This is a genomic window from Mesobacillus zeae, from assembly GCF_003570705.1.
Lineage (GTDB): Bacteria > Bacillota > Bacilli > Bacillales > Cytobacillaceae > Mesobacillus_C > Mesobacillus_C zeae.
In genome coordinates this window covers 127748-152512 of record NZ_QWVT01000008.1, presented here as the reverse complement: position 1 = coordinate 152512, position 24765 = coordinate 127748, and the positions used below count along the sequence as shown (strand labels likewise).

The following is a 24765-nucleotide window of genomic DNA, read 5'->3' as shown; positions in this document are numbered from 1 at the left end:
ACTCCTTCTAAAATTCAGATAATTTTTAATATCATATGAACCTATAGAGACCAATGCAACAAATTTGTGCGGACACCCATTCGAGACAGAAAGCTTCATTATCTCCAGCATCTTTGCTACAATATTTGACAAAGCATTCGGGAGGTAGGCAAAAATGCCATTTACAGGTTTTACTGAATCAGATTTCGATGTATTCATAATAGATGGGCTTGAAGATCGGATGGAAGCTTTAAAGAAAACCGTCCGTCCCAAGCTTGAAGAACTTGGCCAATTCTTTTCGCCAACACTTTCATCACTTACAGGTAATGAAATGTTTCCGCATGTCGCGAAACATGCCAGGAGAACAAAAAATCCTCCAAATGATACATGGGTTGCTTTTGCAGCAAATCCCCGCGGCTATAAAATGATGCCGCATTTCCAAATTGGCCTTTGGAAAACACATCTTTTCATTTGGTTTGCCGTCATCTATGAGGCTGACAACAAAAGCGATTACGGCAAGACTCTTAAAGAAAACACTGAAAAGATTCTCCACATGATTCCGGGGGACTTTGTGTGGTCAATGGACCATACAAAACCTGGAGCCGTCAGCCACGATTGTATCGAGAAGGAAGAATTGCAGACCATGTTTACCAAGCTTCAAAGTGTTAAAAAGGCTGAAATTCTTTGCGGCTTTCAAATCCCCCGGGAGAAAGCCGTTAAAATGGATGCTGATCTTTTACTTAAAAAGATTGATTCTGTGTTTAGAATTTTATTACCCCTATATAAAATGGCATAAACCTTGCAAATACCTTGTTAATGGTATTGATAACGCCCAAAATATTCGTTTTCTTCTTCTTGCAAAATCGCCTGATCAATCAAAGTCAGTTTGGCCAGACGCCAAGAAACCAGACAATAAAGCTACTGAATAACTTTAAGTAAAAAACAATCCGGCAGCGCTCCTTTGAAGGGCTGCCGGATTATTTCCCGATAAGTAAAAAAGCGGTATCTTCCGTATTCATCAAAAAGTAGAACACATGGCTTTCAAAAACACGAAAAGGCCGCCATTAACCAAGCTAAGATTAGCTAAGTAGTGGCGGCCTTTTCCTAACACGCGGCCCAATCGGCTAAAAGTACCTTTTTCAGCAGCAAAGGGTGTAATAGGCGTTTGTTATTATTTCATTTTAACCCGTTGATTTTCTTCCGATTCCCTTGCGGCTTTTACAGTCTTGTAAGAGGAGTACCCGCTCACTTCCTCAAATTCATTCAAGAGGTTCTTTTCATCAGCCTTACCAGGGACAATCTCTTTGAAACGCCGATAGGCTGACAGCAGTTCTTCCCTGTTGATTCCTTTTTCATAGGCCTCTTCAATGCACTCAAAGAATCGGACGACATCAATGATTTCGTCTGTGCTCCAAGTGTGGTCAATCGGATATTGGTATTCCATTTGCTCACCCGTTTCTAAAATAAAAATACGTGTTGATTGTAACCATCTTCCTTCAATGTTGCAACCTGTACCATTATTTAGACCACTTTTTCCTGATTTCATCCGCTTCCTTAATCATTGTTTCTATTAATTCTCCAGCGGAAGGTACATCTTTGATCAAGCCCATTACCTGCCCGGCCCATGCAAAACCCTTTTCGTCATCGCCTTCATATATAAACTTTTTATTGGCATCTCCGCCAATGAGTTCCTTTAATGCTTCATACCCACCCTCAGCCTTCTCGATCTGCAATATTCGCTCTGTAAGAGCTCCTGCTATTGCCCTTGCCGGCGAACCTAATGTCTTCTTAATAACAACCGTATCGCTCTCTGTTCCCTTCACAAGTGTGTTCTTGTACTTATCATTTGCGTGGACACATTCCTTCGTCGCGATAAATCTTGTTCCCATTTCAATACCCTCTGCACCAAGGCTGAGTGCAGCCATCAGACCCCGGCCATCTCCAATACCGCCTGAAGCAATCACCGGAATGCTTACAGCATCGGCGACACTCGGAATAAGCACCATTGTTCCTATGTCATGTTTGCCAAGGTGTCCCCCGCCTTCGTGCCCTACAGCCATTACAGCGTCCGCACCAAGCTCTTCCGCTTTTTCCGCCTGCCTTTTGGCTGCAACAAGAACAAGTTTTTTCACGTTGATGCCTTTAAGCTGGTCAAAAATCGGGGAAGGGTTACCGCCTGTCATAGAGATGACAGGAACTTCTTCTTCGATTGCAACGTCCAGAAAGTGAGAGAATGGCCTGCCATGCTGGCCGATTGCAAAATTCACACCAAACGGTTTGTCCGTCATTTTTTTCAGCTTCCTGATCTCTTCCCGCAAGGCTTCCGGTCCTGGAAGTGACATTGCTGTTATTTGTCCAAGCCCCCCTGCGTTGGACACGGCAGATGCAAGTTCCGCATAAGCCAAGTAGGCTAGCCCTCCCTGAATGATGGGGTATTTAATCCCCAGCAGTTTTGCTACCCTTGTTTCCCACTCCATATGTACATCTCCTTTTATAATTATTCAATAATTTGTCTAATTCGCCTTCCTGGCCCGCAACTCCTCCTTTTCCGGTAGCTTAGACGCCCGGGGACTGGAACAGACTGCGAATTTTGTAATGAAATTTCTTTGCAATGGGTATGAATAGTGCTATAATTCACTTGTTTTATTTGCTAGAAAAAACTTGCTTCAAGAAATCACTTTATAGAAAAAGGGTGTGGATCTTTTGTCTCAATCTGAAACACCGTTATTCAGCGGACTGTTAAAACATGCAAAAAGAAATCCGGTCCAATTTCATATACCCGGACATAAAAAAGGAAGCGGCATTGATCCTGAATTCCGTGAATTCATTGGTGACAATGCGCTGTCCATCGATTTAATCAACATAGGCCCGCTTGATGACCTCCATTCGCCAAAGGGGATCATCAAGGAAGCCCAGGATCTGGCAGCAGAAGCATTTGGCGCAGACCATACATTTTTCTCCGTACAAGGAACAAGCGGTGCGATTATTGCGATGATCATGGCCGTATGCGGGCCTGGAGATAAAATTATCGTGCCAAGGAATGTCCATAAATCCGTCATGTCTGCGATTGTTTTTTCAGGTGCGGTTCCAATTTTCATTCATCCGCAAATTGATGAAAAGCTCGGGATATCCCACGGGATTACAACAGATTCTGTCGAAAAAGCTCTTGAACAGCATCCAGATGCCAAAGGTGTTCTCGTCATCAATCCAACTTACTTTGGTTTCAGCGCAGATTTGAAAAAAATCGTGGAAATTGCCCACTCCTACGATGTACCCGTCCTCGTAGATGAAGCACACGGCGTCCATATACACTTCCATGAGGATTTGCCAATGTCAGCAATGCAGGCTGGTGCGGATATGGCTGCAACTAGCGTACACAAGCTGGGCGGTTCCATGACGCAGAGTTCCATCCTGAATGTAAAAGAAGGTCTTGTTTCCCATAAGAGGGTACAATCTATCCTCAGTATGCTAACAACAACCTCCACTTCCTATCTGCTTATGGCATCATTAGATGTAGCGAGAAGAAGGCTTGTTACCGAGGGACGTGAACTTATCGACAGAACCATCAAGCTTTCGCAAAGGCTTCGGAAGGAAATCAATCAAGTCGAACATCTGTATTGTGTCGGTGAAGAAATCCTAGGCACCCAGGCAACATTCGACTACGATCCAACCAAGCTGACAGTTTCCGTTAAAGACCTTGGAATATCTGGATATGCTGTAGAAAAGTGGCTTCGTGAACACCATAATATAGAAGTAGAACTTTCCGACCTTTACAATATACTTTGCATCATTACACCTGGGGATACTGATGCGGATGGAGATGCGCTAGTAGAGGCTTTAAAGGACCTCTCACGCACTTTCCACTCGTCTGCTGAGAAAGTTCATGTCCAAGTGATCCTGCCCGATATACCGCTGCTGGCCTTGACTCCAAGGGATGCATTTTATTCCGAGACAGAAGTCATTCCATTCGCAGAGTCGGAAGGAAGAATCATTGCGGAGTTTGTCATGGTCTATCCGCCAGGTATCCCTATTTTCATTCCTGGTGAAATCATTACTGCTGAAAATCTTCGGTACATTATCATGAATGTCGACGCAGGACTTCCTGTTCAAGGTCCTGAGGATACAGAACTGAAGATGGTACGTGTTATTAAAGAACATAAAGCAATCCAATAAATGTTTAGAAAAGGCCGTGTCCGTAAAGGACACGCCTTTTTTTTGCAGCAAAAAAGCCCGCTGCATTAGCGGGCTTGAAAAGAAAGGATTATTTTTGTTGTTCATGATTTTCTGTATCACAGCAATTGCATTTGTGGGAATAAAGGACAGAAACCTTTTCATCTTCAAAATGATCAATGGTTGAATTACAGGACTGACATACGATTGTACCCATTTGTTCTAACCCCATTTCCTTTTAATAAGTTTTTGAAAGCGCTTAATAACTCATAAATCAATAATAATATAACATTATTATAATTTCAAGTGTTAATTGTATAACATATTATGTTTTTTCATTAACGTTTATTCTTTTAAATTTTATTATCCGACTTACACGGTCAAATAGTATGTCACAATAAAAAACAGGCCGCAGCCTGTTTTTTATTCGTATTGAGTTTCAAACGGCAATGTTGGAAGTGCTTCCTGGAAAAATTCCGCTAAATCAGCAGCTTGTTTCGTTTCTTTTATACTGAAGGCTTTTTGAAGGTATTCGATATTGTTGAGGTCATCGGAGGCGAGGAGTGCGGATCGTCCTGTCTGCATACAAACGATAAGCGGTTTTCCGAAAAACATATTCGTATACACGATACCAAAGTCATAGCGGGTTTCATCTGTTGTAAAACCAACAAACCTTACACTTACCTTTTCGTGTTCATCATAAAGCTTTTCGAATAAATCCATAGCTGACTCCTCCTTTTTTCTGATTATTTATAATATTATTATAAATGATGTCAGGCATTTTTGCAAGCTAACATGCATGTTGATAAGGCCAAGTTGTCGCTGTATTCTGTAAGTGCTAGAATAATAGATAAAAGAGATGGAAAGCAGGGGATGGAAAATGTCAAATTCAGCTTACATAAAACTCGTTCCGTCGTCAGTCAAAGAGGCGATTACCACGGATGAATTGAAAGATCTATTTTCTTATTATAAAGAAATTGCCGGGAAAACAGGCGACCAGGTCGGGTGGAATTATGAAGATTCAGCTTTCCCTTACGAAATTAAAGAAAAAGAGTCTGGAAAAGGATCATGGTTTTACTTATTCTCCAATCTTGACCGCTATCACGCCATCTTAATTGGCATTGATACCGAGACAGTAATTGATAACGAAGGGGCCGAAAGGCAACAAGCCTATATCCAGATTACGCTTCCGGAAGCAGCAACTGCCGGAGACAAAGGAAAAGCAAATGAGTTTTGTAAATTCGCGGCCAAAAAGCTGCAGGGTGAACTTCATCTTTTTAATGGACGAATCATGTATTTTTACCCAAGAAAATAACGCTTCACGGTAAGGCAGCATACAATGCTGCCTTTTCTTACCCAAAAGTCCCCCTCTTACCTGCCAGCGGCGATGGACATAACAAAATAGAAAAGAACATAGAGTAAAAGGCTTGCCAACGTAGCACCTGCCGTTTTCTTCGCTGAATTCATAAGGAAGTTCCCGACAACAAGCGCAAGATAAAAAAACACTAAGAACATCATAATATTATATTCAGGCTTGTCGTGCTGCGACAGCCATTCCAATAAAGTATAACCGCTCCATATCATTATTTGGATAAGGATAACTGTATATATTTTCACGTATGCTTCACTTCCCAGGATTTGTTTCACTGTGTCATATTGGCTGGATTACTAAAGTATATGCCTAAAAACTCTGTTTATTTTTCATTTATGTAACATTCTAATGACAAGGAAGGTATTGGGAAATATCTATGATAAAATGACTGTAATCATGGATGACGGGAAGGAATATATCTCCATAATCCAAAAAAGTGAGGCAAGATAAATGAAAGGCCTGTCTATTGCTGTTGCTGCTTCTTTTCTTTTATTTACATCATCCTGCAGCCTTGCCGAAGAAACTGAGGACCTTGAGATTAACGAAGATGTCAAGCAAGTGGTTTTTTTCTCAGATGAGAGCAATGATGCAAACGAAGCTCCCTATTATGACGCAATTATAGAATTAAAAGAAGATTTCCCGGATACCATGCAAAATATGGTGATTCTAACTCCAGACAAAGCAGATCCATATTACAAAGTCTTTGGAATCGACAAAGGGCCTGCCATCCTTATTCTTTATAATGATCAGGTGTCTGTAAAGGTGTACGGACAAGCAACTAAAGAGCAGATTATTATGCGGATTGCAAAAGAATTAAGCAATGACAGTAAAAGGCCTCCTCATTAAATATGGCTATCGACAGTACAAAAAAACCTTCCCCTGACTCGGGAAAGGTTTTTTTTATACTATTACTTAATGATGTGAATCGGATTACCAAGCGCTACTTCAGCAGCCTCCATGGTGATTTCACCAAGAGTTGGATGCGCATGGATAGTCATCGCAAGGTCTTCAGCAGTCATGCCTGCTTCGATTGCGAGACCCAATTCAGCGATCATATCGGAAGCATTAGATCCGGCAATTTGAGCGCCTATAACAAGACCGTCTCCTTTGCGAGTAACAAGCTTCAGGAATCCGTCTGACTCGTTAAGTGAAAGCGCACGACCGTTTGCAGCAAACGGGAACTTCGCAGCAGCCACTTCAAGACCTTCTTCTTTCGCCTGTTTTTCCGTGTATCCTACAGAAGCAAGCTCTGGGTCTGAGAACACAACAGCCGGAATGCCTAAATAGTCAATCTCGGAAGTATGGCCTGCAATGGCTTCTGCAGCAATTTTCCCTTCATAAGAAGCTTTATGCGCAAGCGGTGGTCCTTCAACTACATCGCCAATCGCGTAAATATTGCTGATATTTGTCCTGCATTGTTTATCAATCTTGATAATTCCGCGCTCTCCGAGTTCGACTCCAGCCTGTTCTAGGCCAAGTTCATCGGTATTTGGCTTGCGGCCAACCATGACAAAGACGTAATCGGCTTCGATTTGCTGCTCTTCCCCTTTTACTTCATACTTAACGGTTACGCTGTCTTCCGTCTCTTCGACACCTTTTGCAAGCGCCTTTGTGATTACTTCCGCACCTTTTTTCTTAAGATTGCGTTTTACCAGCGCGGACATTTGCTTTTCAAAACCGTTCAGGATTTCATCGGCACCTTCAAGGATGGTTACTTTTGTGCCGAAGCTTGCATACGCTCCGCCCAACTCGGTACCAATATAGCCTCCGCCGATGACAACGATGCTCTTAGGAAGCTCTTTAAGAGCCAATGCACCAGTTGAATCAAGCACACGCTTAGAATACTTAAATGCAGGAATTTCAATCGGACGTGAGCCTGTCGCGATAATTGCATTTTTGAAAGTATAAGTTTGTGCAGATGTTTCATCCATTACACGAAGGGTGTTTGCATCAACAAAATATGCTTCACCACTGACGCTGTCAATCTTGTTGCCTTTCAGCAGCCCTTTAACTCCCCCGGTCAGCTTATTAACAACATTGGATTTGAATTCCTGTACTTTCGAAAAATCAAGAGTGACATTTTCCGCTGTAATTCCCATATCAGCAGAATGCAGCGCATTTTCATAACGATGACCTGCTGCAATCAATGCCTTGGAAGGGATGCAGCCAACATTAAGACAAACTCCGCCTACCGTTCCTTTTTCAACAATTGTAACCTTTTGGCCAAGCTGGGCAGCGCGAATCGCTGCCACATAACCGCCAGGGCCTGCACCTATGACTATCGTATCTGTCTCAATTGGAAAATCTCCTACTACCATTTTATTACGCCTCCATTAACAATAGTTCTGGATCGTTCAACAAACGTTTGATGTGGTTCAAAGCATTCTGCGCAGTCGCTCCGTCAATCATTCGGTGGTCGAAGCTCAATGACAAGGCCAGTACCGGCGCAGCTACAATTTCTCCATCTCTGACAATTGGCTTTTCAGCAATACGCCCAATGCCGAGAATGGCAACCTCTGGGTGGTTGATAACTGGTGTAAACCACTGCCCGCCAGCAGAACCGATGTTTGTAATTGTGCATGAAGCACCTTTCATTTCATCAGGAGCAAGTTTGCCATCGCGTGCTTTTCCAGCAAGTTCATTGATTTCAGCAGAAATCGAGAATACAGACTTGCGGTCTGCATCTTTTACAACTGGAACCAGCAGGCCTTTATCCGTGTCGGCAGCGATTCCGATATTGTAGTAATGCTTCTGGACAATTTCTCCTGCTGCATCATCGAGGGAAGTATTCAACACTGGATATTCACGCAGCGCACTTGTTAATGCTTTTACCACATAAGGAAGGAATGTAAGCTTAATTCCTTTCTGTGTAGCAACATCCTTGAATTTCTTGCGGTGTGCCACAAGCTTGGTAACATCAATCTCATCCATAAGTGTAACATGCGGAGCCGTATGCTTGGAATTAACCATCGCTTTTGCAATTGCTTTGCGGATTCCACTCATTTTCTCGCGTGTTTCAGGATATTGTCCCTGTGGTACTAATGCTGCTTTTGGTGCTTCGGATGAAGAAACTGGTGTTCCTTCTTGCTTCTCTTCTGCCTGTGGCGCTGCAGTTGGCTCTGATCCGCCCTTCAGGAATGCATCAACATCATCTTTCATTACACGGCCGTTCTTTCCAGAACCAGCAACTTGACGGATGTTTATGCCGTTTTCACGAGCGTATTTCCTTACAGAAGGCATTGCAATAATGCGGCGGTCTGGATCGGTATCAGCCTGTGCTGCTCCAGCATCCCCTGCACCTGTCGATTTTTCCTGGACTGGCGTGCTGGCCTCTTCTTTCTTGATATCTTGTCCTGCTTCAAGAGTTGATTGTACTTGGGCCTCAGTTTTTTGTGACTTGTCTTCCTTAGCCGGCGCGTCTTCTTCGTCACCTTTGAATTTCAAGTCCTCGTATCCTGGTGCATCAAATGTTATGAGCACCTGTCCTACTGTAGCCACAGTTCCTTCACCTACAAGAACCTCTTCAACTGTTCCCGTCACTGGAGAAGGAATTTCTACAACTGCTTTATCATTTTGGACTTCACAAAGTACATCGTCTTCCTGGATTTTGTCGCCTGGTTTTACGAACCATTTGACGATTTCACCTTCATGAATTCCTTCACCTATATCTGGCAGCTTAAATTGGAATGCCACTGATATTCAGCCTCCTTTATATCTCAGTCTCTATCGAATAATAATTGTTGTAACAGTTTAGAATTCCAGTACTTTTTTAGCAGTCTCAATGACATCTTTGTAGTTAGGAAGCCATACGGATTCTGCCTGAGAGAATGGGAATACTGTGTCAGGTGCAGCCACACGAAGCACTGGTGCTTCAAGACTCAAGATAGCCCGCTCATTAATTTCTGCAATAATATGCGCGGCCATGCCTGCCTGGCGCTGTGCTTCCTGGACAACCATTGCGCGGCCAGTTTTTTCTACTGACGCAATAATTGTATCAATATCTAGCGGCATGATTGTTCGAAGGTCGATTACCTCTACTGACTGGCCTTCTTTTTCCAACTCTTCTGCAGCCTTCAAAGATTCATGGACCATCGCTCCATAAGTAACGATCGTCAAGTCGGAGCCTTCGCGTTTCACTTCAGCTTTGCCTAGAGGGATGGTGTATTCTTCTTCAGGAACTTCCTGGCGGAAAGAACGGTACAGTTTCATATGTTCAAGGAAAATAACTGGATCATTATCTCTTATAGAAGAAATCAGCAAGCCTTTAGCATCATAGGGTGTTGACGGAATGACTACCTTCACGCCTGGCTGCTGTGCCATTAGGCCTTCAAGGCTGTCAGCGTGCATTTCAGGTGTATGGACTCCGCCGCCGAATGGTGAACGGATTGTAATCGGCGAAGTATACCGGCCGCCGGAACGGTAACGCATCCGAGCCATTTGTCCGCTAATTGAATCCATTACTTCGTAAACGAAGCCAAAGAATTGAATTTCCATTGCGGGCCTGTACCCTTGTAGAGCAAGTCCGATTGCGAGGCCGCCAATGCCGGATTCAGCAAGCGGAGTGTCAAATACCCGTTCTTCTCCAAATTCTTTTTGCAGGCCTTCCGTTGCACGGAAAACACCGCCATTGACCCCAACGTCTTCTCCAAAGACCAGGACATTAGGATCATTACGTAGTTCTGTGCGGAGCGCATCAGTTATCGCTTGAATCATTGTCATTTGAGCCATGGCTTACTTCGACTCCTTCTCTTTATATATTTCATATTGCTCTTGAAGATGGTTTGGCATTTCTTCGTACATGATTTCCATCAAGTCAGTTACTTTTTGCTTCGGTGTATCATCAGCTTTCTTGATTGCTTCTTTGATGTCTTCTTTAGCTGTTTCAATCACTTCGTTTTCCATTTCTTCATTCCACAGGCCTTTCTTTTCAAGGAACTTGCGGAAACGCACTAGCGGATCTTTCTTCTCCCACTCATTATCGAGATCGGTAGTACGGTATCTTGTAGGATCGTCACCAGCCATTGTATGCGGACCGTAACGGTAAGTAAGCGTTTCGATAAGAGTCGGGCCTTCACCGTTTACTGCGCGCTCACGGGCATCGCTGACAGCCGCGTATACTGCAAGCGGATCCATTCCGTCTACCTGTACGCCAGGAATTCCTGCTGCAACAGCCTTTTGGGCAATTGTTTTTGCCGCCGATTGCTTTTCAACAGGCGTAGAGATTGCAAAACGATTGTTTTGAACAATGAAAATGGCAGGAGCTTTAAATGCACCAGCGAAGTTAATACCTTCATAGAAATCACCTTGGGAAGCACCGCCGTCTCCAGTGTACGTAATTGCAACAGACTTGGCACCACGCTTCTTCATTCCTAAAGCAACGCCAGCTGCCTGGATGTACTGAGCACCAATAATGATTTGTGGTGAAATGACATTAACGCCTTCTGGAATCTGATTCCCTTTAAAATGACCGCGGGAAAATAGAAAAGCTTGGTGAAGTGGAAGGCCGTGCCATATCAATTGAGGCACATCTCGGTATCCAGGAAGAATAAAATCTTCTTTTTCAAGTGCAAACTGCGAACCTAGCTGAGAAGCTTCTTGTCCCGCTGTTGGAGCATAAAAACCGAGTCGCCCTTGGCGATTCAGTGAAATGGAACGCTGGTCAAGAATCCTTGTATAAACCATTCTTTTCATCAATTCCTGCAGCCGCTCATCTGACAACTCAGGCATTGCTGCTTCGTTGATAACTTCCCCTTCTTCATTGAGGATCTGCAGAGTTTCATATTGGTCCTGAACTTTTTCAAGCTGCTTTACTGCATCAGCAACCGTTTTCTTTGACTTGGATGCCATCAAATGTCACCTATCCTTTCATAACCCCAATATTTTTAATGAATTATACAAATGTAGGTTGCCCAATATTAAAGGCACAGAGACTGTGTCTTTCGGCCATGAAGGTTCCATGCTGAAAATAGACACACTATTTATTTGTCTTCCCATTAAAACAGAGCGGGAAACACTCATATTATGCCGTCTTCGGCCAGCCCAATCTGTACTAACCATTTTTAAAAAAGAATTAATACAATTTCTTTCTTCGTTTCTCAGTTTACAATAATGAAAACCCTTCGTCAAATACTAGGATCTCATTTTCACAATTTATTTATCATGTCTATATTGTTTAAACCAAATACCTCTGTACTATAGAAATAAACGCCCTGTACTATAACGAAATATCTTTTTTAGGGTAAATAAAAAAAACCGGCAGCTTCAATTTGCCGGTCCGGTTCATCTTGTTTATTTTTGCTTCACTTCAAGCCCTGCCTGTTGATAGAAATCCAGTTTTTCTTTGTTGTATTTTTCTGTCGCAGCATTGAATCTTTCATTCGCCTCAAAAACTTCTTTATAAGCGGCATTAATTTTATTTACTTGTTCTTCAAGTTTTGCAATCTGAGGATCCTTCGCTTTTAGCTGGTTATAAAGTTTTCGGTCATGTTTTAATCCCTCAAGATAGCTCCTGTAGAGTTCATCATGGCTTGTATACCTTTCGTTCATCCGCTCAGAAAGTTTTTGGGCCTCTGCTTTTAATTCTTGATTCTCCAGATCGCCAATGGAGTCTTCAAAATCCCCGAATTGCTTTTTAGATTTTTTAATGATTTCGTGCTCCTTGCCAATAAAACCTTCCCTTTTCTCAGCGACTTCTAAAGCATTATCGGTCAGCCTGATGATTTCCTCGTTGTTTTTTGCGCTGGTTGAAATAATTCGCCCGTATATTTTCTTTTCTTCCTTTTCTAGGCGGACAAGCGGGTCCTGTAATTCTTCGAAGCTTTTTTCTATTTCAGCCACCTGTTCAAGCTGGGTAAATACTTTTTCCGCTGGCTCCTGGCCGCCAATACAGCCGCTTAGCAGCAAGGCTGGTACAGCAATCAACATTATGGTCATTAACAATTTCTTATGAATGAACAAGTTCCTGCCTCCTCATCCGTAAATATTTTAACTATAGCGAGTAGGGATACATTTGACAATAGCTCTCATAAAAACCTAAGCAGAAAGTTCGTCCTCTTATTTTTTACATATTATTCCCCAAAAGAACAGAATATGCTAGGCCAGTGCCTACACACAATTGCGTTTTTCTCATAGGCTGTAGTAATCCCCTTGGTAAAACAGGGTGAAATCAAGATACAGGAGGTTTTTCCAATATGTTTGGATACGGATATGGATGCGGATTCGGCGGCGGCGGATTTGGATGCGGACACGGACGCGGCTTTGCATTGATTGTTGTCTTGTTCATTCTTCTGATTATTGTAGGCTGCGCCTGCTGGAACTTCTAATCTCCAGAGCGGGGGAGGTGATTCTTCGCCTCCCTTTTTTTATAGTCCTAATTTTCTCCGCCTGACAATTTAATTAACTTTTGGAATGGATTTTGTTAGACTTGTATACATAGAATAGCAATCCGAGGTGAGCAATTGTGATTACAATGGAAGATATAATTAGAGACGGCGATCCTGTACTCCGTAGAATCGCCGATGAAGTTTCCCTGCCTGCGTCAGAAGAAGATAAGCGGGTTCTTGCAAGCATGCTGGATTATGTAAAATCCAGCCAAGATCCTGAAATTGCAGAGAAATACGGCCTTCGCCCAGGCATCGGCCTTGCAGCACCACAAATCAATGTATCAAAACGCATGATTGCTGTTCATGTTCATGATGAGAAGGGAAGCCTGTTCAGTTACGCTCTTTTCAATCCTAAAATCGTCAGCCATTCTGTGGAACGGTCTTACCTCGCTGCAGGAGAAGGCTGCCTTTCCGTGGATGAACCTTTCCCAGGATATGTACCCAGATATGCGCGGGTTACCGTTAAAGGCACTGACCTTGAAGGAAAAGAAGTAAAACTAAGGTTAAGAGGGCTGCCAGCGGTCGTCTTTCAGCATGAGATTGACCATTTGAACGGCATTATGTTTTACGACCACATCAACAAGCAGGATCCATTCGCAGAAATACAAGACGCAATCTCGATCGACCGATAACAAAGAAAAGCGAAAGCGCCCGTTAAGCACCGTATGGACCGGAGCACACTGACTGAGATAAGGCGAATCTTCAATCAGCGGATGCTTTTGTCGCTGATTGTTAGATGAGCCGATCGGGCTTTTACGGGCAGTTGGGAACCTACTGCCCGTTAATGCGCGATAAAGGAAACACGATGAGCTTTGCGAATCGATGTTGACTTATAACGCTAAGGGCGCGCACGTCCTGTGCGCAACACCTTACTCGCACATCCTGTGCTTCGTCGTAGGAAGGTGGGCGAAGTCCACTAGGCGCTGGGCGCTGTAGCTGGACAAAAAGAAAAGCGGAAGTGCCCGTTAAGCACCGTATGGACTGGAGCACAAAGTTATGAACAAGAAAGAGCCGGGGGATTTCCCCCGGCTCTTTCTCATCATTATATAAGCCCGAGTTTTTTCAGACCATTCCAAATTCCATCCTCCGCTACGTCTGCAGTAACAAGGTCAGCGTGAGATTTAACCTCATCAAGCGCATTTCCCATTGCAACTCCTGTACCGACTGACTGGAGCATTTCGATATCATTAAGCCCGTCTCCAAAAGCATAAACATCCTCAAGCCTGAACCCAAGACGGCCAGCCATCTTTTTGATTCCTTCTGCCTTTGATCCGCCTGAAGGAAGGATATCAGAGGACAATGGATGCCATCTTATAAAATGAAAGCCGGGATACTCTCTGACATATGCATCTTCTTCCCCTGTCTTGCAGAAAATAAGAGTCTGATAAATATCACGGGCCTTGAAGAAATTTTCATCCTTTTCCGGATGGGGAAATTTCAGGCTTCCCATACAAGTCTCGATTGAAGAATGGCTTGCAGCCGTAGCTTTCATCGTGTGTTCATTCATATAAATAAGAGGATGGCCATTTTTTGCGGATTCCCCTGAAATTCTTACAAGTTCCGTTTCATCAAGCGGATTTTTATAAATCGCTTCATTTTCAAAAACAACATATTGGCCATTGAAGCTTACATATGAATCAAGGTCAAGCTCTTCACGGAGCGGTTTAAACATGAATGGGGCCCTTCCTGTGGCAATTGCGACAAAAATCCCTTTTTTCTTCAATTCGGCTATGGCTTCTTTTGCAGATGCAGGCAGAACCTTGTTGTGATCCAGCAATGTTCCGTCAATATCAAAAAAAACTATTTTACTCATAAAATCTCCCTCGAATCTTGATGTAGTACAGACTAACCTTACGGTGACAACCTTGTCAAATGACTGACATATCAGGCAATTCCATCTTTACCCATGAAATATTGCAGGAATTTGTCATATAATATATAAAAAGAAAACCAAAAAATCATGTTTCTTGCTTAAACTTCCCTTGATTGCTTTACTTTGGACAAGGATGGTTTAAAATAAGAAGTAAGGAGATGATCCACTATGTTGAAGAAGCTAAGGCGAAAGCTCTTAAAACAGTGGAAAGACATGCTTCGCAAAAAAACCATTGCTTAAATAGCCGAGCCCTTCAAACTTGCGAAGGGCTCCTTCCTTATTGTACAGTGGATATTATCGATTAAAAACGGACCGCCCTAACTATGCTTTCGGTTGATTTCCGAAAAACAATGAAAAAAATGTTAATTTTTTATATAATAGATAAAGCTATCTAAAACAAGGAGAGAATCAGATGATTTATAAAGTATACTTTCAAGAGTCAATTAAACAGGTCCCTGTAAGGGAAAAAACCAAAACCGTTTACGTGGAGGCGGAATCCGAACGCGATGTCAGGACAAAACTGGCTGATCGGGGATATAACATTGAATACATTGAGGCTGTTAAGGGTAAATACCTTGAATATGAGCAAGAAAAACCAGAATTTGACGTATTGGAGATTAGATAATTTATGAAATTTGTAAAAAATGACCAAACTGCCGTTTTCGCACTAGGAGGACTGGGGGAAATCGGCAAGAACACGTACGGTGTCCAATTCCAGGACGAAATCATTTTAATTGACGCTGGAATTAAGTTCCCCGAGGATGAACTTCTTGGAATTGATTATGTTATTCCGGACTATTCCTACTTAGTTAAAAATGAAGAAAAAATCAAAGGTCTATTCATTACACATGGACACGAAGACCACATCGGCGGGATTCCCTACCTGCTCAAACAGATAAACATTCCAATTTACGGCGGCAAGCTTGCCCTCGGCCTGATTCGGAATAAGCTTGAAGAACACGGCCTTCTCCGGCAGGCAAAATTGATTGACATCCAGGAAGAAGATGTTATCAAATTCCGTAAAACTTCTGTAAGCTTTTTCAGGACAACCCACAGTATACCTGATTCATACGGAGTTGTAGTAAAAACTCCTCCGGGTCAGATTGTCCATACAGGCGACTTTAAATTCGATTTTACACCTGTAGGCGAACCTGCCAATTTAACAAAAATGGCTGAAATCGGCAAAGAGGGCGTTCTTTGTCTCTTATCCGACAGCACCAACAGTGAAGTTCCTAACTTTACCATGTCTGAAAGACGAGTTGGAGAAAGCATCCATGACATCTTCCGAAAGGTTGACGGCCGTGTCATTTTTGCTACCTTCGCATCCAACATTCACAGGCTTCAGCAGGTGACAGAAGCCGCGGTTGCAAATGGCCGGAAAGTCGCTGTATTCGGCCGAAGCATGGAAGCTGCCATCAATATCGGACAAGAACTTGGTTATATCCGCGCACCTAAGGATACATTCATTGAATCACAGCAAATAAACAGGCTCCCGGCAAATAAGGTAACCATCCTTTGTACAGGAAGCCAAGGTGAACCAATGGCGGCACTTTCACGTATCGCTAATGGAACTCACCGTCAGATTCAGATTATTCCTGGAGATACCGTTGTCTTCTCTTCTTCGCCAATCCCAGGCAATACAATTAGTGTCAACCGCACGATCAATATGCTCTCCCGTGCAGGAGCCGAAGTCATTCATGGCAAACTGAGCGATATCCATACGTCGGGACATGGCGGTCAGGAAGAGCAGAAACTGATGCTGAGACTGATTAAGCCAAAATTCTTTATGCCTATCCACGGTGAATTCAGGATGCAAAAAATGCATTCAAAACTTGCTGTTGATTGTGGTGTAAATGAAGAAAATTGCTTTATCATGGATAATGGTGAAGTCCTTGCCTTGAGTAATAGTGAAGCACAGGTTGCCGGCAAAATCCCTTCCGGGTCAGTCTATATTGATGGAAGTGGAATCGGCGACATTGGTAACATTGTGCTCCGTGACCGTAGGATTCTTTCGGAAGAAGGACTTGTCGTTGTCGTTGTCTCCATTAACATGAAAGATTTCAAAATCGCTGCAGGTCCAGACATCATTTCTCGCGGGTTCGTTTACATGCGTGAATCCGGAGACTTGATCAATGATGCCCAAAGCCTTATAACAAAGCATTTAAATAAGGTTATGGAGCGCAGAACTTCACAGTGGTCTGAAATTAAAAATGAAATTACAGACACACTTGCACCATTCCTTTACGAAAAAACAAAAAGGCGTCCAATGATTTTACCAATCATCATGGAAGTCTAAGCATATTAAGAAAAGCCCGTACCTTTATGGTACGGGCTTTTCTAACGACCTTTTAAAGCACTTTCTTTTCGAATCGATTGATGTCAGAATCCGCTCCGATTACAATCAAGACATCACCAATTTTAATCAATTCATCCGCTTGCGGAGAGACAATGATTTCATTTCCTCGCTTGATTGCTACAATATTAATACCATACTTTGCCCTTATATTCATTCCGATGATGGTTTTGCCCCCAAGCTTTTCGTTTACAGCTATTTCAACAATGCTATGTTCATCGGAAAGCTCAAGGTAATCAAGCACGTTCTTAGAAATGATATTATGGGCAATCCTCCTGCCCATATCACGTTCGGGATGAACTACATTATCAGCTCCAATTTTGCGGAGCACTTTTTCATGGTAATCATTTTGCGCCTTTGCCGTAATCTTATTCACACCAAGATCTTTGAGGATCAGAGTGGCCAGGATGCTTGCCTGGATGTCGTCCCCGATTGCCACAATAACGTGGTCAAAATTCCTGATTCCAAGACTTTTTAAGACAAGCTCATCAGTCGCATCGGCAACAACAGCGTGAGAAGCAATTGAAGAAAATTTATTTACCCGTTCTTCATCGCTGTCGATAGCCATAACTTGCATTCCCTGCTGTGACAACTCCTCGCAAATGCTGCCTCCAAAACGGCCTAAGCCAATGACGGCAAATTCTCTTTTCATAATGCTACCCCCAGCCAAAAAACTAAAACCATCCTCATTTTAGCATAAGTTTACAAAAAAAGGACTATTTTTTCCCCTTAACATAATCTGCATCAAATAGGAACAGCCGCATTAGCAGAATAAGAGATGGGACAAGGAGAACAAGACCTGCAATAAAAGCTGTAACGAGCGCCCTTCCCATTGTGTCATTTGTATACGAGGTAGAAACCGAAATATATGGATCGAGAATATATGGCAAATGCGATGCCCCATATCCAAAAAAAGCGAAAAAGAATTGGAACATGACCATAATAAACGCCGTTCCGTAATTCCGACCCTGTATAATGAACAATGCTGCGGCTGCGAAGCAGATGAACGACAAACCAAACATCCACCATAAATCCAGCGCATTCTCAAAATGGTGGGGGTTATGAGATTTTAGTGAAGCAAATACAAGCAAACTTGCAAGAATCGTGGGACCGCTCCAGAACAAAGCAAACTTCCGAAGGACGCCCAATGCATCCAAGTCTCTCGCCCGCCATGCATAATAGGTCAAGAAGACTGCACTGATAAAAAGGACTGAAACAATCGCAAGAACGACAACAGACCAGGAATAAGGGCTAGTAAACAGTTTTCCTGCCAGAAATACAACCCTTCCCCCTTCCTCCTTAAGAAAGCCTCCTTCCGAGATCGTCAGAGCCGTACTTAGCGAAGCTGGGATGAGAAGGCCTGTTGCTCCATATAGAAATAAATATAGATCATTATCCTTAGAGCCGTAATTGCTAAAAGCATAAAATGAGCCTCTAATTGCCAGGAGGATCAGTGATATGCTCCCAGGTATAAGTAGGGCTGTCCCATAATAATAAGCTGTATCGGGAAAGAAACCAACAAGACCTACAAAGAAAAATACAAAGAAAACATTCGTCACTTCCCATACAGGCGAAAGATAACGGCTGATAACATGGTTAATTAGGTGTTCTTTTTTTGTAACCCTTCCGTAATAAGCAAAAAAACCTGCGCCAAAATCAATCGAGGCGACAATCAGATATCCGTATAGAAAAAACCATAATACCGTGATGCCAAGAACTTCAAGACTCATTTTCCTCCCCCTTTCTTAACAGCATGTACCAACAGTCTTGGAACAGCATATTACTTACTGCTCCCTCGGAACCTGTCTTCGAGTTCAGCTTCAGCTGGTTTGTTCCTGAACATTTTGACAAGGACGATGATTGTAAGAACACCAAGCAGAATGTACAGCCCCAGGAACATCAAGAATGTAAGCCCGACATTATCCGCACTCGTTACACCTTCCGCAACTTTTATATAACCCCTTAATATCCACGGCTGCCTTCCCACCTCGGCAAGGATCCAGCCTAGTTCAATGGCCAGAATGGAAAGCGGCCCTCCAGCAAGAATGAGCCAAAGAAGGCCTTTATTGTACGGATTACGATTTTTCATTTTATCAAGAATAATGAAACCAGCAGAAACGATAATGGAGAAAAACCCGATACCAACCATCATGTCGAATAAGTAGTGTATCCAAAGAGGCGGCCTCACCTCTTCAGGAAATTCATCAAGCCCAACGACCTCATGGTCCAAAGAACTTCCGGCAAGAAAGCTGAGCATGCCTGGAATCTTGATAGCCTTGGTTACTTCATTGTTTTCATCTATCGTTCCAAATAGCAGCAAATCAGCACCAGGCTTTGTTTCAAAATGCCACTCAAGTGCCGCAAGCTTTTCAGGCTGGTGTTTGGACAGAAACTTAGCAGAGACATCCCCCGCTACAGCAGTGCCAAGAGCGAAAACCAGACCTGCAGCCATCGTCAACTTAAGAGCCTTGCGCTCATACACTCCATTTCTCCCTTTAAGGACCGTAAAAGCTGCGATACTTCCAAGTATTAAAGCTGCCGTCAAATAAGATGTTGTTAATACGTGAAAGGTTTTTGACGGGGTAGCTGGATTGAACATGGCTGTAAGTGGTTCGATTTCTACAAGCGCCCCTCCATCAAGCTTAAATCCTTGCGGCGTATTCATGAACGCATTCACTGTTGTTATGAAAAATGCAGAAGCGGACGACCCGATTATGACAGGAATTGAGAGAAGCCAGTGATAGATCGGCTTTTTGAAACGATCCCAGGTATATAGATAGATTCCAAGAAAGATAGCCTCAAAGAAAAACGCGAAAGTTTCCATAAACAGAGGAAGGCTGATTACCTGGCCGGCCACCTTCATAAAGCTTGGCCACAATAATGATAGCTGCAAGCCGATACAAGTCCCTGTCACAACCCCAACAGCAACGGTAATGGTAAACCCTCTCGCCCACCGACGCGCCATAAGTAAGTAATATTCATCATTGTTCCTGATCCCAATCCATTCTGCTATTGAAATCATTACAGGCACACCGACGCCTATCGTTGCAAAAATAATATGAAATCCCAAGGTCATTGATGTCAGCATACGGCTGAGATCAACACTGCTTAATTCCATAAACCTGCTCCTTTCCTGACTTTGTATCATTCCTATTTTAATCCGGACTGACTCATTCCCAAAATATTTTGTGATTATTTTCACATATAACTACTTAATGTAGCTGTGTCCTGCTCTTTTTGCCATACCCTTTGATACTAACCGGAAAACCTCTTACCACTGATCGCTCATACCACCTTGACACGCGGCGCCTATTTAAAAAGGCCGGCCTTTTTGGGCCGGCCTTTTGTTATTCGCTTTTCTCAGTTTCATCTAGTACCCTGTTAACACGTTTCTCAAGCATTTTCATTCCGCTTCCCCCTGCCTGGAAATGGCGGAGCTTCCCTTCTCTATCAAACACATAATAAGCTGGAACATACTGATTTTCAAAAGCATTTGTCAACTTATGCTCACTGTCCACAAAGATTGGCTGCTCAATTCCATGCTCACCGGCTACCTTCTTGATTTCTTCAAGATCAAGGTCATTTTCCGACCGTGGCATATGGACAGCCACCACGTTTAACTTTCCTTGAAAACGGTCACGGAATTCGTTAACCTGCGGCATTGCTTCTTTGCAAAGATGGCAGCTTATGGACCAGAAGTGTATCAATGTCGGTTTTTCCCCGATCAATTCTTCCCTTGTTACTTCTCCATTCAACCACTCAACTGCACCGCTCAATTCTGGCATTGGCTCTCGAAGTTTCATATATGATACACACTCCTTGTCTGTTTATCAAAATAAAGACCTAACAATAGGTTAGGTCTTTATTGAATATCTTGCTTAAAGTGTAGCTTGTCCAGGTTTCCAGTTAGCTGGGCAGAGTCCGCCAGTTTGAAGCGCCTGGAGAACACGAAGAGTTTCATCGACATCGCGGCCGATATTGTTGTGGTTAACGACAGAATACATCATTTCGCCTTCAGGATTAATGATGAACAGGCCGCGGAGAGCAATGCCTTCTTCCTCAATCAGGACGCCATACTCACGCGCAACAACATGGTTTGTATCAGCAGCAAGCGGATATTTAAGATCACCAATGCCGTTCTCCTTGCGATCTGTTTTGATCCAAGCAAGGTGAGTATGGATTGTATCTGTGGAAACACCAATTACTTCAGCATCCAAATCTTCAAACTCATCATAACGATCTGACATTGCAGTAATTTCAGTTGGGCAGACAAAAGTGAAATCCATTGGGTAGAAGAATAACACAGTCCACTTATCATTTTTCATGTTTTCCTCAAGACTTACTTTTCCAAATTCCTTATTAGGCATTACTGCGTCCATTGCGAAACGCGGTGCTTGTTTTCCTACCATGCGTTCTGGCATGTTTAAATCCCTCCATTGCTTATATTAATAAGAACGCCGAAGCGTCTTATCGGTTATCTCTTCTTTATTATATCGACCACTTAAAATATAGTCAATATTAAATTATAATTAATTTAATTAAAAAGTAATTATAATCTCATCACAAAAAAACCTCTCTACCTTTATTCCCCTTGCAAGCTTGTTTGTAAACATTCAAAAACATATGGTAAATATTCCATTTTCATTTAAAGTCTATCATGTAATAATCATTTTTCAAAGCAATAAGGCTCTGAAAAGAGCAAGGGCAGCCAGCCGGAAAGAAGAAGCTTCCGGTCAACTGCTCTTATGCTCTATATAGCTTGCTGATAGGGAAATGGCTGTTTCAATCGCTTTCTCGTCGGGATTCAGCTTTGAGTGATGAAGCCCATAATCGGAACCGACACCGAGCCAGAACATGAAACCCGGTATTTCTTTCAGCATATAGCCAAAGTCTTCACCTGTCATAGCCTCTCCGCACTCTACCACCTCAATTTCCTCCTGGAGGCCGGCAAAGTCGATAAACTCTCTTGAAAGCGCAGGGTCGTTATATACCTGATGATACATTGCTCCATAATCGATTATAGCCTCGCAGCTGTACCCTGTTTCAATCCCTGAGACAATGGACTGAAGCCTTTCCTTGACTCTTACCATTGATTCCCCGGAAAGTGTCCTGATAGTACCTTCTATCCTGGCAGTTTCGGCAATGATATTCTGGACAGTGCCCGCTGTCAGTTTTCCTATTGTCAATACCGCACTGTCAAGCGGATCTACATTTCTTGATATGACTGTCTGGAGCTGGGTGATTAGCATACAGGCTGCAATAATCATATCGTTAGCCTCGTGAGGTCTTGCTGCATGGCCGCCTTTCCCTTTCAGGTCGATGAACAGCTCAGATGTATTTGCGAATAAAAGTCCTTCCTTTGTCGCAATTGTCCCTGCAGGATACTCTGGGGCAATATGGAGAGCCATGACCATATCGGGCTTCCATTCTTTCATAATGTCTGACTTTAGCATCGGCTCGGCGCCTCCAGGTCCTTCTTCAGCAGGCTGAAAAATGAACAAGAGGTGATCATTAACTGGATTCGCTGTAAAGTGAGAGATTAAACCAAGGGCAATGCTCATATGAAAATCATGGCCGCAAGCATGCATTTTCCCTTCATGTGTTGAACTGTAAGTAAGGCCTGTCTCTTCCTTTATTGGAAGACCATCCATATCGGCTCGGTAGCCGATTGTTTTAACGGGGTTTATGCCCTTGATTTTGACAAAAATCCCGGTTTTCCACAGCTTGATCTCCAATTTCTCCTGTTCGAGCGACTGCAGGTAATTTAATATAAAGGCTTGGGTCTTATATTCCTGGAAGCCAAGTTCCGGTATTTGATGAAGACTCCTTCTAATTTCTGCAAAAGGGTGCAATTCCATTGATGCTTTCCTCCCCTGTTCATAAATGAATAAAAAGAAAGCGTGGATGATGGTATATCCACGCTTCAGTATTCATGCAGCAGCTTACAGCTGGCGCAGTTCCTGCTTTATTTCAGTTTTCGATTTTGTCTTTTCATCAATTTCCTTAATGACCCTCGCAGGGATTCCGGCAACAACCGTGTTAGGTGGTACATCATCAACGACAACTGCACCCGCTGCTACAACCGCGCCTTTCCCAACCTGGACTCCTTCAAGAATAACTGCATTCGCTCCAATTACAACATCATCTTCAACGAAAACCGGCTTTGCAGAAGGCGGCTCAATAACGCCTGCCAAGACTGCTCCTGCACCGACATGGCAGTTCTTACCCACAGTTGCCCTGCCGCCAAGGATTGCATTCATGTCGATCATTGTGCCCTCACCAATGACCGAGCCAATATTAATAACGGCTCCCATCATTATGACTGCATTATCACCGATTTCTACTTGTTCCCTGATTAAAGCACCTGGCTCAATCCTTGCTTTGATATTTTTCATATCAAGGAGAGGAATGGCAGAGTTTCTACGGTCATTCTCCACGACATAATCTTCGATAAGTTCCTTATTGGAATCAATAGCCTCGCTAAGCTCCTGCCACTCACCGAAAACAACACCGCTGTTTCCATTTATAAAGGTTTTGGAGGAAGAACCAAAATCGATTCCCTCGAGGTTTCCCTTTATATAAACCTTGACCGGAGTCGCTTTCTTGCTGTTTTGAATAAAAGAAATAATTTCATTCGCATCCATCATTTTCATTCGTATTAACCTCCATTTTATGTATTTGGCTAAAATTACTTTATCAGACAAAAGCGCTGAAAACAAGAACAAACTGTCCTAGCTTTTGCCTGTTTCCTCAATATGCTCTTTAACAATCTCAATAAATGCTTGAACCTGCTTCAGCTGAAACGCAGATTCGTATCCCAGCAGCCATGTATCCCGCTTGATAAGTTCCCCATGCTCATCCAGAAGAGGAATTTTAAAGATATCCCCTTCCCCTCCATTCAGGGTGATTTCAGGGAGAATCGCATAACCGATGCCATTGAACGTCATTTGCTTACATGTCTCAATCTGATCCACAATAATGGTTCGTTTTGGTGCAGCCTGGAAATTCCTGAGCCACCAATCCTGGATTTCCTGGTAATAATTCGAATCACTCTTGAATTGGATAAATGGGCGGTCAGTTTCAAGCATTTGTTCGGGACGGGTAATTTCCGTGTCGACAAGGAATAGGCTATCCTTGAACAAATGCATCTTAACCCCTTTCCAATCGGGTGTCCCCCTGATAATGCCAATATGGACTTCATCATCATACAAGGCCCTTGCTATTTCACTGCTCCAGCCAGTGATGAGTGAGATTTTCGCCTGGGGATATTTCCCCACGAATTTCTTCAGCACTTGCGGCAGCCAGTTTTGACCGACAATAGAGGCCACTGCTATCTTCAAGGTACCATGGACTTCATCATTCAGTGCCGAGACCGACTCGCGGACTTTTTCTTCCTTTACGAGCATCTCGTTGGCAAACTGAATGACAAGCTCTCCAGCCGGTGTCAGGGAAAGTCCCTTTTGGGACCTGATGAACAGCTTTTCCCCCCAGGACTTTTCAATATTTTGCAGTCTTTGGGATAATGCCGGCTGCGAGACAAACAGACGTTCAGCAGCTTTGCGCATGTTCATTTCCTGGCCCAGCACCGACAACAGGTGAAACTCTGACAACGAGGACAACAGCTTCCCCCCCCCTG

27 protein-coding genes are annotated in these 24765 nt (G+C 43.1%); 8 read left to right on the top strand and 19 right to left on the bottom strand.

Annotation, left to right across the window (positions count from 1 at the left end):
* Positions 1–154: 154 nt before the first annotated feature.
* The gene (locus tag D1970_RS03175; protein WP_119111425.1) at positions 155–775 is read left to right on the top strand and encodes a DUF1054 domain-containing protein; all 621 of its coding nucleotides are present in this window, start codon (positions 155–157) and stop codon (positions 773–775) included.
* A 375-nt stretch (positions 776–1150) separates the two neighbouring features.
* On the opposite strand, the gene D1970_RS03170 is transcribed toward D1970_RS03175, so the two are convergent.
* Both D1970_RS03170 and D1970_RS03165 read right to left on the bottom strand, forming a co-directional pair.
* The gene (locus tag D1970_RS03170) at positions 1151–1423 is read right to left on the bottom strand and encodes a UPF0223 family protein (RefSeq protein ID WP_119111705.1); all 273 of its coding nucleotides are present in this window, start codon (positions 1421–1423) and stop codon (positions 1151–1153) included.
* A gap of 73 nt (positions 1424–1496) precedes the next feature.
* Entirely contained in the window at positions 1497–2456 is a 960-nt protein-coding gene (locus tag D1970_RS03165; RefSeq protein ID WP_119111424.1) for an NAD(P)H-dependent flavin oxidoreductase, read from the bottom strand.
* 226 nt (positions 2457–2682) lie between these two features.
* Between D1970_RS03165 and D1970_RS03160 the strand changes: the two genes are divergently transcribed.
* Positions 2683–4152 carry an aminotransferase class I/II-fold pyridoxal phosphate-dependent enzyme gene (locus D1970_RS03160; protein ID WP_119111423.1) on the top strand — a complete coding sequence of 490 codons (1470 nt, stop codon included), beginning with the start codon at positions 2683–2685 and terminating at the stop codon, positions 4150–4152.
* An 88-nt stretch (positions 4153–4240) separates the two neighbouring features.
* On the opposite strand, the gene D1970_RS03155 is transcribed toward D1970_RS03160, so the two are convergent.
* Together D1970_RS03155 and D1970_RS03150 are read right to left on the bottom strand one after the other, a co-directional pair.
* On the bottom strand, positions 4241–4366 hold the full coding sequence (locus D1970_RS03155) for a GapA-binding peptide SR1P (protein ID WP_119111422.1): 126 nt from the start codon (positions 4364–4366) through the stop codon (positions 4241–4243).
* Positions 4367–4572: 206 nt separating this feature from the next.
* Positions 4573–4872 (bottom strand): DUF3055 domain-containing protein, encoded by a 300-nt coding sequence (locus tag D1970_RS03150; RefSeq protein ID WP_119111421.1) that lies wholly within the window; start codon positions 4870–4872, stop codon positions 4573–4575.
* A gap of 157 nt (positions 4873–5029) precedes the next feature.
* Between D1970_RS03150 and D1970_RS03145 the strand changes: the two genes are divergently transcribed.
* Complete coding sequence (locus D1970_RS03145) at positions 5030–5464, top strand: DUF1885 family protein (RefSeq protein WP_119111420.1); 435 nt, start codon at positions 5030–5032, stop codon at positions 5462–5464.
* Positions 5465–5520: 56 nt separating this feature from the next.
* On the opposite strand, the gene D1970_RS03140 is transcribed toward D1970_RS03145, so the two are convergent.
* Positions 5521–5766, bottom strand: a complete 246-nt coding sequence (locus D1970_RS03140) for a hypothetical protein (RefSeq protein ID WP_119111419.1) — start codon at positions 5764–5766, stop codon at positions 5521–5523.
* Between the two features lie 205 nt (positions 5767–5971).
* Between D1970_RS03140 and D1970_RS03135 the strand changes: the two genes are divergently transcribed.
* Entirely contained in the window at positions 5972–6367 is a 396-nt protein-coding gene (locus D1970_RS03135; RefSeq protein ID WP_219915641.1) for a small peptidoglycan-associated lipoprotein, read from the top strand.
* 62 nt (positions 6368–6429) lie between these two features.
* Here the strand turns inward: D1970_RS03135 and lpdA are convergent, their stop codons facing one another.
* From lpdA to D1970_RS03110, 5 genes are all read right to left on the bottom strand, one after another.
* On the bottom strand, positions 6430–7839 hold the full coding sequence (gene lpdA, locus D1970_RS03130) for a dihydrolipoyl dehydrogenase (RefSeq protein WP_119111418.1): 1410 nt from the start codon (positions 7837–7839) through the stop codon (positions 6430–6432).
* A 4-nt stretch (positions 7840–7843) separates the two neighbouring features.
* Positions 7844–9214, bottom strand: coding sequence for a dihydrolipoamide acetyltransferase family protein (locus tag D1970_RS03125; RefSeq protein WP_119111417.1), 1371 nt, complete (start codon positions 9212–9214; stop codon positions 7844–7846).
* A 57-nt stretch (positions 9215–9271) separates the two neighbouring features.
* Positions 9272–10249 carry an alpha-ketoacid dehydrogenase subunit beta gene (locus D1970_RS03120; RefSeq protein ID WP_119111416.1) on the bottom strand — a complete coding sequence of 326 codons (978 nt, stop codon included), beginning with the start codon at positions 10247–10249 and terminating at the stop codon, positions 9272–9274.
* A gap of 3 nt (positions 10250–10252) precedes the next feature.
* Positions 10253–11368 carry a pyruvate dehydrogenase (acetyl-transferring) E1 component subunit alpha gene (gene pdhA, locus D1970_RS03115; protein WP_119111415.1) on the bottom strand — a complete coding sequence of 372 codons (1116 nt, stop codon included), beginning with the start codon at positions 11366–11368 and terminating at the stop codon, positions 10253–10255.
* Positions 11369–11809: 441 nt separating this feature from the next.
* Complete coding sequence (locus D1970_RS03110) at positions 11810–12478, bottom strand: YkyA family protein (RefSeq protein ID WP_119111414.1); 669 nt, start codon at positions 12476–12478, stop codon at positions 11810–11812.
* Positions 12479–12711: 233 nt separating this feature from the next.
* On the opposite strand from D1970_RS03110, the gene D1970_RS03105 reads away from it, so the two are divergent.
* Complete coding sequence (locus D1970_RS03105; RefSeq protein ID WP_119111413.1) at positions 12712–12843, top strand: YjcZ family sporulation protein; 132 nt, start codon at positions 12712–12714, stop codon at positions 12841–12843.
* Between the two features lie 137 nt (positions 12844–12980).
* Complete coding sequence (gene def, locus D1970_RS03100; protein ID WP_119111412.1) at positions 12981–13535, top strand: peptide deformylase; 555 nt, start codon at positions 12981–12983, stop codon at positions 13533–13535.
* A gap of 410 nt (positions 13536–13945) precedes the next feature.
* Here the strand turns inward: def and D1970_RS03095 are convergent, their stop codons facing one another.
* Positions 13946–14716 carry a Cof-type HAD-IIB family hydrolase gene (locus D1970_RS03095; protein ID WP_119111411.1) on the bottom strand — a complete coding sequence of 257 codons (771 nt, stop codon included), beginning with the start codon at positions 14714–14716 and terminating at the stop codon, positions 13946–13948.
* 472 nt (positions 14717–15188) lie between these two features.
* Here D1970_RS03095 and D1970_RS03090 point away from each other — a divergent pair, with 472 nt between their 5' ends.
* Both D1970_RS03090 and rnjA read left to right on the top strand, forming a co-directional pair.
* Positions 15189–15401 carry a DNA-dependent RNA polymerase subunit epsilon gene (locus tag D1970_RS03090; protein ID WP_119111410.1) on the top strand — a complete coding sequence of 71 codons (213 nt, stop codon included), beginning with the start codon at positions 15189–15191 and terminating at the stop codon, positions 15399–15401.
* Between the two features lie 3 nt (positions 15402–15404).
* A complete protein-coding gene (gene rnjA / locus D1970_RS03085; RefSeq protein WP_119111409.1) occupies positions 15405–17072 on the top strand; it encodes a ribonuclease J1 in 1668 nt (555 codons plus the stop codon).
* Positions 17073–17124: 52 nt separating this feature from the next.
* On the opposite strand, the gene D1970_RS03080 is transcribed toward rnjA, so the two are convergent.
* From D1970_RS03080 to ccpC, 8 genes are all read right to left on the bottom strand, one after another.
* On the bottom strand, positions 17125–17781 hold the full coding sequence (locus D1970_RS03080; RefSeq protein WP_119111408.1) for a potassium channel family protein: 657 nt from the start codon (positions 17779–17781) through the stop codon (positions 17125–17127).
* Positions 17782–17845: 64 nt separating this feature from the next.
* Positions 17846–18859 carry a cytochrome d ubiquinol oxidase subunit II gene (locus D1970_RS03075; RefSeq protein ID WP_119111407.1) on the bottom strand — a complete coding sequence of 338 codons (1014 nt, stop codon included), beginning with the start codon at positions 18857–18859 and terminating at the stop codon, positions 17846–17848.
* Positions 18860–18909: 50 nt separating this feature from the next.
* A complete protein-coding gene (locus D1970_RS03070; RefSeq protein ID WP_119111406.1) occupies positions 18910–20247 on the bottom strand; it encodes a cytochrome ubiquinol oxidase subunit I in 1338 nt (445 codons plus the stop codon).
* A gap of 229 nt (positions 20248–20476) precedes the next feature.
* Positions 20477–20932, bottom strand: a complete 456-nt coding sequence (locus D1970_RS03065) for a TlpA family protein disulfide reductase (protein WP_119111405.1) — start codon at positions 20930–20932, stop codon at positions 20477–20479.
* Positions 20933–21007: 75 nt separating this feature from the next.
* Positions 21008–21550: a peroxiredoxin gene (locus D1970_RS03060; protein WP_119111404.1), complete on the bottom strand. Its 543-nt coding sequence runs from the start codon at positions 21548–21550 to the stop codon at positions 21008–21010.
* 312 nt (positions 21551–21862) lie between these two features.
* Positions 21863–22987 (bottom strand): N-acetyldiaminopimelate deacetylase, encoded by a 1125-nt coding sequence (locus D1970_RS03055; RefSeq protein ID WP_119111403.1) that lies wholly within the window; start codon positions 22985–22987, stop codon positions 21863–21865.
* Between the two features lie 84 nt (positions 22988–23071).
* A complete protein-coding gene (gene dapD / locus D1970_RS03050) occupies positions 23072–23782 on the bottom strand; it encodes a 2,3,4,5-tetrahydropyridine-2,6-dicarboxylate N-acetyltransferase (RefSeq protein ID WP_119111402.1) in 711 nt (236 codons plus the stop codon).
* Between the two features lie 78 nt (positions 23783–23860).
* Positions 23861–24748 carry a transcriptional regulator CcpC gene (gene ccpC, locus D1970_RS03045; protein WP_119111401.1) on the bottom strand — a complete coding sequence of 296 codons (888 nt, stop codon included), beginning with the start codon at positions 24746–24748 and terminating at the stop codon, positions 23861–23863.
* Between the last annotated feature and the right edge of the window lie 17 nt (positions 24749–24765).